Below are 12,826 nucleotides of genomic sequence, written 5' to 3'. Positions count from 1 at the left end.
GCTAGGTCTGCTGGCCTAGCTTTTGATTCAATAGAGAGGAAGAAATAGCATGGGAAATCATTTCCGTACGGATCGTGTAGGCATGGAAATCAAACGTGAAGTCAATGAGATTTTACAAAAGAAAGTCCGTGATCCTCGTGTCCAAGGAGTGACCATCACAGATGTTCAGATGCTAGGTGACTTGTCTGTAGCTAAGGTTTACTACACCATTTTGAGTAATCTTGCTTCAGATAATCAAAAGGCTCAAATCGGGCTTGAAAAAGCAACTGGAACTATCAAACGTGAGCTTGGTCACAATTTGAAATTGTATAAAATTCCAGACTTGACCTTCGTCAAAGACGAATCCATCGAGTATGGAAACAAGATTGACGAAATGTTACGCAATCTGGATAAGAAATAAGAAAGAGGTTAACCCTCTTTTTTTGATTAAAAAGACCATAAAAAGTTGAAAAATATAATAAAAATCCAAGATAGTATATGAAAACGCTTTATTTTATTTTTGTTATGTTGTATAATATTTTCAAAGAAAAATAAAGGGGATTTTCTTATGAATATTGTAAAAAAAGTTTGTCGTTTGGGCTTGATTTGTTTGTCTGTGTCTACTTTAGTTGCATGTAGTGCACTAACTGAGAAAACAAGTAATGCATCTAGTGATAATAAAACGGAAAGTTCTGAGAAAAAAGGAATTTTAGATAAAGCAAAAGACAAATTTAGTTCAAGTGACTTTAATCCACAAGATGTCAGTGATGAGACAATTGAATCTATCCAGTCCTATGAAGATTATTTGACTATGTATGAGAAAATTGTTGATAATTACTATACCGAAGCAGATGAAGCTTTTAAGGGAACTGCTTTAGAAGACAGTGCTTCTATCCAAGAATTAAAAGATAGTACTAAAAAAGAAATGGAAGAACAGAAAAAACAATATGGTCCATTGAAGAAAGCACCAATTCAAGGCAAAGAAGAAATAATTAAGTTTCTAAAGGAATATCGTGATTCTCTACACGAACAAGTAGAACAATGGAAAGCTAGTCTTTAAAAATAAGAATGGAGTTCGGGATGGACTATCAATTGTTACCTCATGAATACATGATTATGAATAGTGATCGTGTGAGTTTTGGGAAAAATAGTATGTATACTGATGAGCTCATTTTAACAAATTTACACTTGATATATATCAAAAAAGGTATTTTTGGAGGAAAAAAAGCTCAAACTACTATTCCAATTAACCAAATTAAGGTTTTTGAGGGGAAACCCCAAGTTTCAGTTACGAAATCTAATAGTACGAAACGATTAGAAATCTATTATAATGGTGGACAAGTTATCTTCTCATTCTCTAATACTAAAGATACTGAAAAGTGGGCAACGAATATTATTAAATTAATCTCTGGTGATACAAGTAACTTTGCAACTCTGGGAGATAGTAGCTTATTTGGTGCAGAAATTTTGGCAGAGACTCTAAAAGATACGTTTGATACTTTCAAAGCAGGTCTTGGTATTAAGGATGCAGAACCAGAGAAACTATCTACTAAGTGCAGTTTTTGTGGAGCTCCTCTGTCTGGGATCGTGAAACAAACTGTCAAATGTAGTTTTTGCGATATGGAACAGACTTTGTAGGAGATAAATTATGGGAATAATTAAAGCATTTACAGATTCAATTAGTGGCACTTTTGCAGATCAATGGAAGGAGATTATTACAGTTCAGGCTTTTGATGAACATACAGCTGTAAGTCCAGGTGTTCTTCAAGTCAGTAATAATGGTAGAGGAGTTAATAGTCAGGGGTCTATAGGTGTCATTTCAAATGGGTCTAAGATATTTATTCCTGAAAATACTGCTGCTTTTATTTTTAGTCAGTCTGGAATAGAAGAAATTATCACTGAACCAGGTGGATATGAATATCAAAATGGGGAGAGTAGTGTTTTTAATGGCGATGGGCTAAAAAAATCACTGTTTGATAATGTTGTTAATCGTGTTGGATTTGGCGGACAAAGTGATCAGCAAAAACAGATTTGTTTTGTCAATTTGAGAGAAATTCGCGATATTAGGTTTGGTACTCGTGGTCCAGTTATGTATAACGACTTGTTTTATGGAACAGACTTAGAAGTACGCGCTTTTGGAACTTTCTCTATTCAAATTACGGATGCTATCAAGTTTGTAAAAAATTTCCTTCCTGCAAATGTAACCTACTATAGCTTTGATAGTGCTCAAGCAAGGGCTCAGATAGTCACGGAATTTCTTCAATCCTTTACCGTTGCCCTTAATTCGTTGTCAACAACTTATCGTATTTCACAGTTACCTTCACAAGCATCAGTACTTGCGAAACAAGTTTCGAATGATGAGCAGTATGCTGGTACTTGGAAAGAACGTTTTGGATTTGAAATTGTAAAAGTTGCGATTGCTAATATAGAATTCTCGCCAGAATCTAAGGAATTGGTTAAGAAGTTTTCATCAAATAAGATGAATTTAAAGGCCTTTGATGATGTATCGCAGAAAGATTCTAACATTGCTGCACAGCAAAAAGTCGCATCAGGAATCGAACAACACGGTCTAGGAGATGGTGCTGGAATGATTTTCGGTATGAATATGGCACAACAGTTAGATGAAAAAGCAACTAAACCAAGTTTGTCATTTGATGAGCAAATCGAAGCTCTTACTAAACTCAAATCACTTTTAGATGCAGGTATATTATCTCAAGAAGAGTTTGATCGAAAGAAAAAAGAGATTATGGACTTATAAGTTGACGAAATGTTACGCAATCTGGATAAGAAATAAGAAAGAGGGGTAACCCTCTTTTTTGTTTAGAAGAAGGAGGGTATTCTAGGCTTAAAGGCTAATCAGAAAGAAAAAATAAGTTCTTAAAATTTCTTTTATGGAGCAAATGTGATATGATATAGTTCAAATTGAAAGAAAAAGAGAAGAAACTAGATGTCTAAACAAGATTTAGCTATGCAAGTATTGCAACAAGTCGTGAAACTCCCTGTTGTTAAAGTTGATCGTTCAAAATTTTTAGTAGATAAATTTTCCAAACTATTAGACCCAAAAGATATTCCTCGATTACTAGAAGAGGGACCAACAGCCTTGTTATCCCAGGATATTTTAGATAAAGTTGCCGATTCTTGTATTAAGGATAATGTTCTATTGGCGAGTGGAACTTCTGTTCTTGCAGGTATTCCTGGTGGTCTAGCCCTTGCAATCACCATTCCAACTGATGTTGCTCAGTTTTATGCTTTCTCCTTAAAACTAGCGCAAGAATTGGGATATATTTATGGCTATGATGATCTTTGGGCTTCACGAAATGAATTGAGTGAAGAAGCCAAAAATACGCTCTTGCTCTATCTCGGGGTCATGCTTGGGGTCAATAGTGCTGGAGCCCTCCTTCGAGCTGGGGGAGTATCAGTTGCTAAACATGTCATGAAGACAGTTCCCCAGAAGGCTTTGGCTAAGACTTTGTGGTATCCCATTTTAGAAAAAGTTTTGAAAATTTTTGGGGTGAATCTGACAAAGGGAGGCTTTGCAAAAGGAATGGGCAAATTTATCCCAATCCTAGGAGGTGTCGTTTCAGGTGGTTTAACCTATACGACTATGAAACCTATGGGTAAAAGTTTGCAAAGAGAATTATCCAAACTAGTCAATTATAGTGAAGCTCAGTATCAAAGAGATGTAGAAACGATTCGAAAAGAAGCAGAAATCATCGAAGCAGAGTAATGGGAAGAAACTAGTAGGCTTGTACTGCTAGTTTTTTTATCCTAGCCCTTGTGGTATAATAAAAAAAGAAAATCTAGTGTGAAAACAGAATGGAGGTTCTCATGGACAATATAATCGATGTATCAATTCCCGTTGCGGAAGTGGGGGATAAACATCCAGAAGTTTTAGATATTTTGGTTGAGCTTGGTTTTAAACCTCTTGCAAATCCCTTGATGCGTAATACTGTAGGGCGAAAAGTTTCGCTCAAACAAGGCTCAAAGCTTGAAGGGACTCCTATGGATAAGATTGTGCGTACGCTTGAAGCAAATGGTTACGAAGTGATCGGGTTAGACTAATGACAGATGAACGTATTCATATCCTGCGGGATATTTTATTAGAATTGCATAATGGAGCCTCTCCAGAGTCCGTTCAGGAACGCTTTGATACGACCTTTACTGGTGTATCAGCTATCGAGATTTCTCTTATGGAGCATGAGTTGATGAACTCTGACTCAGGCGTTACCTTTGAAGATGTCATGGAGCTATGTGATGTGCATGCTAATCTCTTTAAAAATGCTGTTAAAGGCGTAGAAGTTGAGGATACCGAGCATCCTGGTCACCCTGTGCGAGTCTTTAAGGATGAAAATCTAGCTCTCCGAGCTGCTTTGATTCGGGTCCGTAGATTGCTCTCGACTTATGAATCTGTGGACGATGAGGAGATGCTGGTAGAAATGCGCAAAGGCTTGGTACGTCAGATGGGGCTTGTTGGTCAATTTGATATCCACTACCAGCGCAAGGAAGAGCTCTTCTTTCCTATCATGGAACGTTATGGCCATGATTCACCTCCCAAAGTTATGTGGGGAGTGGATGATCAGATTAGGGATCTCTTTCAAACAGCCTTAGTAGCAACTAAGTCGCTCCCAGAAGTGACAATTTCCGCTGTAAAGGAAGTTTTTGAAGCGTTTGCGACAGAGTTTGAGAGTATGATTTTTAAGGAGGAATCAATCCTTCTCATGATTCTGCTTGAATCCTTTACCCAGGATGACTGGATTCAGATTGCTGAGGAAAGTGATGCCTATGGATATGCTATTATCCGTCCGTCTGAGAAATGGGTTCCTGAACGTCAAAGTTTTGTTGAGGAAAAAAGTGTAGAAGAACCAACTCAGCCAGAAACTGTAGATGGACAAGTTCAGCAAGTGATCGATACACCAGAAGGTCAGTTTACTATCACCTTTACACCAAAGGAAAAGGAAACGGTGCTAGATCGCAATAGCCAGCAGGCTTTTGGCAATGGCTATCTCTCAGTTGAACAGGCGAATCTTATCCTTAATCATTTGCCGATGGAGATTACCTTTGTTAATAAGGATGATATCTTCCAATATTATAACGATAATACGCCAGCAGATGAGATGATTTTCAAGAGGACACCGTCTCAAGTTGGAAGAAATGTCGAACTCTGCCACCCGCCAAAATATTTGGATAAAGTCAAAACGATTATGCAAGGTCTTCGTGAGGGAAAAAAAGACAAGTACGAGATGTGGTTCAAGTCCGAGTCACGAGGTAAGTTTGTCCATGTTACCTACGCTGCAGTACATGATGAAAATGGGGAATTTCAAGGAGTCTTGGAATATGTTCAGGACATCCAACCCTACCGTGAGATTGATACAGACTTTTTCCGTGGATTAGAATAAGGAGAAAAAATGAGTTACGAGCAAGAATTTATGAAGGAATTTGAAGCCTGGGTTAATACCCAAATCATGATTAACGATATGGCACACAAGGAAAGTCAAAAGGTCTATGAAGAAGATCAAGATGAGCGCGCTAAAGATGCCATGATTCGCTACGAGAGTCGCTTGGACGCCTACCAGTTCTTACTAGGTAAATTTGAAAACTTCAAGGCAGGCAAGGGATTCCATGATTTACCAGAAGGTTTGTTTGGCGAGAGAAATTATTAAATTGTAGAAAATGGAAAGGGGAGTGGAACTCCCTTTTTCATTGTTCCTTGAGCCTTTTTGTGTTACAATGTTAGCATGAAAACGAAAAATATTATTAAAACAGGTTTAGTCGTGGCAGGGCTTGGAGCACTTGCCTTTGGAGCTAAGAAAGTAGCCGATGATCACAAACTCATGAAAACACAGGAAGAGTTAACGGCTATTGTGCGTGACTATTTCTCAGAAATGGGTGAGATTGGGACTCTCTATGTCCAAGTATACGAAAGTAGCCTAGAACGTCTTGTTGGTGGTGTCATTTTTGAAGATGGCCGTCACTATACCTTTGTCTATGAAGATGAAGATCTCATCTACGAGGAGGAAGTCTTATGATTTCTCCTAAGAGTTTAGAAGAATTAGCGGATTTAGTAGAGCAGGATGGCAAGAAGGTCTTCCTTTTTGTTGCGGATTGGTGTGGCGATTGCCGTTATATCTATCCTGCCTTGCCAGAGATTGAAGAGGCAAATCCAGAGTTCACTTTTATACGGGTAGACCGTGATGAGTACATGGAACTTGCTAAACTTTGGGATGTATACGGGATTCCAAGTCTTGTTGTTTTAGACAAGGACAAGGAAATTGGACGTTTTGTCAATCGTGACCGTAAAACCAAGGGGCAAATCAATGACTTTTTAGCAAGTTTGAAATAGGAGAAAAGAATGATTTTTACATACAATAAAGAATATGTCGGCGATGTCCTTATGGTCATCGTGAAAAACAGTGGTGACGCCAAGCTAGATGCTGAGCGTAAAGGCAATATTGCCCGTGTTTTTCTAAAGGAAACTGGTGAAACTGTCGCTTGGAACATTTTTGAAGTTTCTAGCATGTTTGAGATCGCTGAGCGCGGGCAAGTCTTTTTAACTGACGACCAAGTAACTCGTTTGAACCAAGAATTGCAGGCTCAAGGGTTTACTGAAGAAATCATTAACGACAAGGAACCAAAATTTGTGGTTGGTGAGATTGTAGAAATGGTTGCACATCCAGATAGTGACCACTTGAATATCTGTCAAGTTGCTGTTGGGAATGACAAAACAGTACAAATCGTGGCAGGTGCTCCCAATGCACGTGTCGGTTTGAAAACCATTGTTGCTCTTCCTGGAGCCATGATGCCAAAAGGCAATCTCATTTTCCCAGGGGAACTTCGTGGGGAAAAGAGTTTTGGGATGATGTGTAGTCCTCGTGAACTTGCCTTGCCAAATGCTCCCCAAAAACGTGGTGTCATTGAATTATCAGAAGACCAAGTTGTAGGAACTCCATTCGATCCGGCTAAACACTGGACAGCTTAATTGGTAACAGTTATCTATGCTGTTCGCTGGAGGGAAATAAGATGGCAAAAAATGTAGTGATTACAGGTGCAACATCAGGTATCGGTGAAGCTATTGCGCGTGCTTATCTAGAAAAAGGTGAGAATATCGTTCTCACAGGTCGCCGAACAGAAAGACTCAAAGCTCTAAAAACAGAGTTCGCAGAAGCCTTTCCAAATCAAAAAATCTGGACCTTTTCGCTAGATGTAACAGACATGACAATGGTTAAAACGGTTTGTTCAGAAATTTTAGAAACTGTAGGTCAGATTGATATTTTAGTCAATAATGCTGGACTGGCTCTCGGCTTAGCACCTTATCAGGAATATGAAGAGTTGGATATGTTGACCATGCTGGATACCAATGTCAAGGGCTTAATGGCGGTTACGCGTTGCCTCTTACCTTCCATGGTAGCAGTTAATCAAGGGCATATTATCAATATGGGATCTACTGCAGGTATTTACGCCTATGCTGGTGCAGCAGTCTATTCAGCAACCAAGGCTGCAGTCAAAACCTTTTCAGATGGGCTTCGGATTGACACCATTGCGACAGATATCAAGGTGACCACTATTCAGCCAGGAATTGTAGAAACTGATTTTTCAAAAGTCCGTTTCCATGGAGATGAGGCACGGGCGGCGACGGTCTATCAGGGACTCGAAGCTTTGCAGGCGCAAGATATCGCTGATACTGTAGTTTATGTGACCAGTCAACCACGACGAGTACAAATCACAGATATGACCATCATGGCCAATCAACAAGCAACTGGATTTATGATTCATAGAGATTAATATTATTTTTAAAAAAGTTACAAATCTTGTAACTTTTTTTCTTTTCCTTCGAATAGATAAGTAGGAGGATGAAAAATGTATAATAAAGTGATTATGATTGGACGCTTGACATCTACACCCGAATTGCACAAAACCAACAATGATAAGTCTGTAGCTCGTGCGACGATTGCTATTAACCGTCGTTTTAAGGACCAAAATGGGGAACGTGAAGCGGACTTCATCAATATTGTTGTCTGGGGGAAATTGGCTGAAACCTTGGCTAGCTACGCGACTAAAGGCAGTCTCATTTCTATCGATGGGGAACTTCGTACCCGTAAGTTCGAGAAGAATGGTCAGACCAACTACGTGACCGAAGTTCTTGCTACAGGATTTCAACTTTTGGAAAGTCGCGCCCAACGTGCTATGCGTGAAAATAATGCTGGTCAAGACTTAGCAGATCTGGTTTTGGAAGAGGAGGAACTTCCCTTCTAGGATTGATTATAGAAAAAGCTGGTTCGTTTATAGACCAGCTTTTTCTATTGTTTCTAGTTTTATTGTTCGGAAATTACTTCTTAAAATAGGTCAAATAAATGTACTTGTACAATAAAATCAAGCATTTTTTTTGAAAAAGTAGTAGAATAAAGTATTATATATTCAGAGTTTTCAGAAAAGGAATGAAATTTGAAGGAAAATAAAGAGAGAAAAGAATTGTTGAAATGGTTGATAAAACGGATATTACTGCTGATTCCAGTGGCCTGTCTTCTCTTGTGGGTCTATACAGTTTGTCAAACGACTAGTATGAATGAAAAGACTAAGATTGGTGTCACCTATATGACCATGAATAATGAGTTCTATAAAAGTATTCATTCGGAAATTAGTCGAATTGCTGACGAGAGGGGAGCTCTGGTTTATGTCCGAGATCCAGAATTGGACGAAGAAAGACAGTGCCAACAAATCGATGATTTTTGCGCTCAAAAAGTCAATGTGATTGTGATTAATCCGGTCAAGGGGGATAGTCAACTGATTTTAAGGGCTCTTGAAAAAGCTAGAAAACAAGGGATTAAGATTATTGCAGTAGATACTCAGTTGAAGAATTTTAAACCTGATGCTAGTATTGTATCCGATAACTACCAAGCAGGAGTATTGATTGCGAAAGAGCTGATGAAACGCTCTTCTAGTGCTCGAATACTCCTCTTGGAGCATAAAGGAACAATTTCAGCAGATACACGGATTCAGGGATTTAAGGATACTATCGAAGGACACGAATCTTATCAGATTGTCTCGGAACTAGAAACTAAGGGACAGACAGAAATTGCGATGCCAACTGTACGCAACTTCTTGCAACTAGAATTTAAAATCGATACCTTGGTTGCCTTAAATGACCGTTCAGCTATAGGAGCTTTAGCTGCTATTAAGGAGAAAGGAATTAGCTACCCCATTGCGATTTATGGAATTGATGGTTCACCAGATATGAAATCTTTATTGCATTCAACAGATGATGTTGTGGGAACAGTTGCTCAGTCTCCTTTGCAGATGGGAGATCGCGTGATGGAAGTCATCCAGGATATTGTTGATGGGAAGAGCTACTCTGAAGAAGTAACCATTCCAGTTCAAATGATGACAAAGGAAAACATCGATCGATTCGATGTGAATGGGTGGCAGTGATGAGAAAATTTAGAGGTGTGCGATACAGTTTGACCCTCCTGATGATCGTGAATTTTATTGCAGTCATGCTCAATAGTATTATCTATCTTCAAGCAACCAACTATATCATCGTCCAACGACAAGCTTCTTTGTTAGTAGAACGCTTAGAGCGTATTCCTTTTGCGCCTTCTCTGACCTTTTGGTTGTCTGCGCTCTTATTTGCTGGGATTGCCTTGATATCGATGGCTCGTTATCGTCCTCAAACGAGCCGATGGTCTATCTTTGATAAACGAAATATTCTAGAGATTCTCCTGATGTTGCTCTTGATGTGGGTTCAAAATATAGCTTATAATGGGATTATTCTCTTGGTTTTTGCGGATATTTTCTATGGTTCTAAAGAGTTGAATACTAAACGAGACCGCAAGTATTGGTTTGCGTTTATACTAGTGAGTTTCCTGATGCTTCTTGTGACCAACTCAGACGTCTTTTCACTTTTCTTTCCGATTCCGTCCTTGGATACGTATATTCAGTTTTATCCGTCCTCCCTCCGAATTTTGGCCTTTTTTCTGAAGAATTCTCTCTATGCCTCAAATTTGGTGTTCTTCATTATTTCGCTTTTGTTTTATATTATGAATGTCCTTGCGGAGAACCACGAAGTGGAAGAGGAATTGGCCATGGTATCCAAAGTTAATACGGAGTTGAACAACTATATGGCCTTATCTGAGAAAATTGCAGAGGATCGGGAGCGTAAGCGGATTGCTCGTGAGATTCACGATACCTTGGGGCATGCATTAACAGGAATCTCAGCTGGTTTAGATGCAGTTGGAGTCTTGATTGATATCGATCCTAATCGGGCAAAAGAACAGGTGAAAAATGTGTCAGAAGTCGTCCGCGAAGGGATTCAAGATGTGAGAGGCTCTCTCAATCGCCTTCGGCCAGGAGCTCTTGAGGGACGAACTCTCAAATATGCGTTAGAAAAGATGATTCATGAGTATCAGAATCTTTCAAATCTACAGGTTGATTTAATCTATGAATGGGTTGATGTCGATATGGACGTCATGATTGAAGATACGATTTTTCGTGTGATTCAAGAGTCTATGACCAATGCGGTTCGTCACGGCCATGCTAGTCTAATGGAACTTCATTTTTTTGAGGATGAAGCAGATTACATAATAGAGTTGCAGGACAATGGAGTTGGGTTTGAAACCTTGACCTATGGATATGGGCTCAAGCAGATGATGGAGCGTATTTCTATCCTAGGAGGACAACTTCAATTTGAAAGTCGCGATGGATTTTTTACACGAGTCAGTTTACCGAAATAAAAAGAAGGGAGATAAGAGATGGTGATAAAAGTAATGGTGGCAGATGACCAGTCTTTGATTCGAGAATCTCTGAAAATTATTTTGTCAGCTCACTCCGATATCGAAGTGGTAGCAACAGTAGAAGATGGGAATCATGTCTTGTCGAGCATCCCACAAACTCATCCTGATTTAATTTTGATGGATATTCGGATGCCAGGTATGGATGGAGTTTTGGCTACAAAAGAAGTAAAAGAGCATTATCCGGATATCAAAATTATTATTTTAACGACCTTTGATGATGATGAATTTATCTATAGTGCGCTCAAATATGGTGCTTCAGGATATCTCTTAAAAGGGACCTCGACAGACGAGCTCTACGAAGCTATTAAGGTGGTGTATCAGGGTGGAGCTATGATTAACCCTAATATCGCTAGCAAAGTCTTTCAAATTTTTTCACAGATGGCTAAATCCAACTTTTCTATTACTGTGGATGAAGATAATGTCAAAGATTTAAGCACTACGGAATGGCGAATTATTCAAGAAATTGGTTATGGTGAGTCTAACAAAGAAATTGCGGCCAAACTTTTCTTGTCAGAAGGAACCGTGCGCAATTACTTATCAACGATTTTGGCAAAATTAAACCTAAGAGATCGAACACAATTAGCGATTTGGTCAGTCCAAACAGGAGTGACCAGACGCGATTTTTCAAAAGGGAATACGGAATGAAATTAAAGCGAAAGCATCTTTATTTTGGGATTGGGCTCCTTATTATGCTCTGTGTAAGTGCGGGGGTTTATGGGTGGAAACGGCAACCAACCGTACTTCATATAGGAGTTTATGCAGGTTCTAGTTGGGATGTACCAACCAGTCAACGTTCACATGCTTTGGATCGAGCAATTGAAAAATTTGAAAAGTCCCATCCCAATGTCCGTGTGGAGTATGAAAATGGAATTCCACAGTCTGAATATTCAAACTGGCTCTCAGAAAAAATTGTTTCAGGAAAGACACCGGATGTCTTTATGGTCTCTGAACAAGATATTTCTTTATTGGCGGCACGTGGCGTTTTAGAAAAGTTAAACGGCTATATGAATAAAGAAGACCAAGTTGCTTTTTATCCTGTTGCATTTGAATCAGGTGTTTATCAGGGGCAAACCTATGCCTTGCCATATGAAAGTAATCCTATTTTGATGTGTGTCAATAAAGATTTGCTGGATAAAGAAGGCATTGAGGTTCCCAAAGAAGGTTGGAGCTTGGAAGAGTTCTATACAATTTGTAAAAAACTAACCAAAGATACCAATGGAGATGGTCAATTGGATCAGTTTGGGAGTACAGAATACACCTGGAAAGAAGCTTTGGCAGCAAATGGGGGTAGTCTCTTTCAAGGTGGGATGCTCAAACTTACGGCTCCAGAAGTCAAAGAATCTTTGACTTTTCTGCAAAAATTGGAAGAGTTAAATAAAAATTATAAGGTGAGTTCCAAAGATTTTGACCAGGGGAAAGTAGCGTTTTACCCCATGACTTTGGCTCAATATAGGACTTATAAACCTTATCCCTATCATGTTTCCAAATATTCAAACTTCACCTGGACCTGTATTCCTATGCCTGCTAAGTCAAAAACCACTAAGGCGACCTTGGTTACGACGACTTCTTTTGCCATGTCTGCTCGGACTCCTCATTCAAAGTTGGCTTGGGAGTTGATGCAAGTGTTGACAGAGGATCCAGAAATCCAACAAACTCTTTTTGCTGAATCTCAAGGGATTTCTGTCATGCCTGATGTAGTCAAGAGTCGTTCTAGTAAAGACCTTCTGCAAGTGGATGATTTTGGGGCAGATTCCTTAACCAATCAGACCTTGAACCGAATCATGGAACAAGCTGTAGAAAGTAGTCCCAAGAATGTCTCGAAAGAAGTGTTAGAAAAACTGGACTACTTGATTGGCAATGCCTTGCGCAATCAAGATGTTGAGAACCGCCTGCCGCAAATTCAAAGGGAGATTGAAAGTAGTCTCCAGGTAGGATTTTAAAGAAAAAAAGATGACATCGTGTCAAGTGACAGATGTCATTTTTTTATTGCTAAATGTCATGTTTATAATGTGACATTTGACAATGTAAAAACGCTTTCAAATAATCTACAATAGAGTCAAATA

At 39.1% G+C, this 12,826-nt stretch carries 17 protein-coding genes; all 17 read left to right on the top strand.

Annotation, left to right across the window (positions count from 1 at the left end; genetic code table 11):
* The first annotated feature begins 49 nt into the window (after positions 1–49).
* Entirely contained in the window at positions 50–400 is a 351-nt protein-coding gene (gene rbfA, locus QM857_RS02985; protein ID WP_004251823.1) for a 30S ribosome-binding factor RbfA, read from the top strand.
* A gap of 147 nt (positions 401–547) precedes the next feature.
* Entirely contained in the window at positions 548–1,039 is a 492-nt protein-coding gene (locus QM857_RS02980; RefSeq protein ID WP_414275016.1) for a hypothetical protein, read from the top strand.
* 20 nt (positions 1,040–1,059) lie between these two features.
* The gene (locus QM857_RS02975; RefSeq protein ID WP_414275015.1) at positions 1,060–1,617 is read left to right on the top strand and encodes a hypothetical protein; all 558 of its coding nucleotides are present in this window, start codon (positions 1,060–1,062) and stop codon (positions 1,615–1,617) included.
* A 10-nt stretch (positions 1,618–1,627) separates the two neighbouring features.
* Positions 1,628–2,737 carry an SPFH domain-containing protein gene (locus QM857_RS02970; protein WP_414275014.1) on the top strand — a complete coding sequence of 370 codons (1,110 nt, stop codon included), beginning with the start codon at positions 1,628–1,630 and terminating at the stop codon, positions 2,735–2,737.
* 189 nt (positions 2,738–2,926) lie between these two features.
* A complete protein-coding gene (locus QM857_RS02965) occupies positions 2,927–3,706 on the top strand; it encodes a hypothetical protein (protein ID WP_414272667.1) in 780 nt (259 codons plus the stop codon).
* Between the two features lie 101 nt (positions 3,707–3,807).
* Positions 3,808–4,041, top strand: a complete 234-nt coding sequence (locus QM857_RS02960; protein WP_414275013.1) for a DUF1858 domain-containing protein — start codon at positions 3,808–3,810, stop codon at positions 4,039–4,041.
* Positions 4,041–5,375, top strand: coding sequence for a DUF438 domain-containing protein (locus QM857_RS02955; RefSeq protein ID WP_414275012.1), 1,335 nt, complete (start codon positions 4,041–4,043; stop codon positions 5,373–5,375). Before QM857_RS02960 ends, QM857_RS02955 begins: the two co-directional genes overlap by 1 nt.
* Before the next feature lie 9 nt (positions 5,376–5,384).
* Positions 5,385–5,639, top strand: coding sequence for a DUF1912 family protein (locus QM857_RS02950; protein ID WP_000119707.1), 255 nt, complete (start codon positions 5,385–5,387; stop codon positions 5,637–5,639).
* Between the two features lie 75 nt (positions 5,640–5,714).
* Positions 5,715–6,005 (top strand): DUF4651 domain-containing protein, encoded by a 291-nt coding sequence (locus tag QM857_RS02945; RefSeq protein WP_024053819.1) that lies wholly within the window; start codon positions 5,715–5,717, stop codon positions 6,003–6,005.
* A complete protein-coding gene (locus tag QM857_RS02940) occupies positions 6,002–6,319 on the top strand; it encodes a thioredoxin family protein (protein WP_074324362.1) in 318 nt (105 codons plus the stop codon). The genes QM857_RS02945 and QM857_RS02940 overlap by 4 nt, the downstream gene beginning before the upstream one ends.
* 9 nt (positions 6,320–6,328) lie before the next feature.
* Entirely contained in the window at positions 6,329–6,955 is a 627-nt protein-coding gene (gene ytpR / locus QM857_RS02935; protein ID WP_004251839.1) for a YtpR family tRNA-binding protein, read from the top strand.
* 41 nt (positions 6,956–6,996) lie between these two features.
* The gene (locus tag QM857_RS02930) at positions 6,997–7,758 is read left to right on the top strand and encodes an SDR family NAD(P)-dependent oxidoreductase (RefSeq protein WP_414275011.1); all 762 of its coding nucleotides are present in this window, start codon (positions 6,997–6,999) and stop codon (positions 7,756–7,758) included.
* Positions 7,759–7,833: 75 nt separating this feature from the next.
* On the top strand, positions 7,834–8,229 hold the full coding sequence (locus QM857_RS02925; protein WP_004251844.1) for a single-stranded DNA-binding protein: 396 nt from the start codon (positions 7,834–7,836) through the stop codon (positions 8,227–8,229).
* Positions 8,230–8,418: 189 nt separating this feature from the next.
* Positions 8,419–9,402, top strand: a complete 984-nt coding sequence (locus QM857_RS02920) for a substrate-binding domain-containing protein (RefSeq protein WP_414275010.1) — start codon at positions 8,419–8,421, stop codon at positions 9,400–9,402.
* Positions 9,402–10,703 (top strand): sensor histidine kinase, encoded by a 1,302-nt coding sequence (locus tag QM857_RS02915; protein ID WP_414272662.1) that lies wholly within the window; start codon positions 9,402–9,404, stop codon positions 10,701–10,703. The genes QM857_RS02920 and QM857_RS02915 overlap by 1 nt, the downstream gene beginning before the upstream one ends.
* 21 nt (positions 10,704–10,724) lie before the next feature.
* Positions 10,725–11,408: a response regulator transcription factor gene (locus QM857_RS02910; RefSeq protein ID WP_025173290.1), complete on the top strand. Its 684-nt coding sequence runs from the start codon at positions 10,725–10,727 to the stop codon at positions 11,406–11,408.
* The gene (locus QM857_RS02905; protein WP_414275009.1) at positions 11,405–12,703 is read left to right on the top strand and encodes an ABC transporter substrate-binding protein; all 1,299 of its coding nucleotides are present in this window, start codon (positions 11,405–11,407) and stop codon (positions 12,701–12,703) included. The genes QM857_RS02910 and QM857_RS02905 overlap by 4 nt, the downstream gene beginning before the upstream one ends.
* Positions 12,704–12,826: the final 123 nt, after the last annotated feature.

It is taken from the genome of Streptococcus infantis (assembly GCF_047463315.1).
GTDB classification, from domain to species: Bacteria; Bacillota; Bacilli; order Lactobacillales; family Streptococcaceae; genus Streptococcus; species Streptococcus infantis_AB.
The sequence above is the reverse complement of the archived record's forward strand: the minus strand, read 5'-3'. Positions and strand labels throughout refer to the sequence as shown.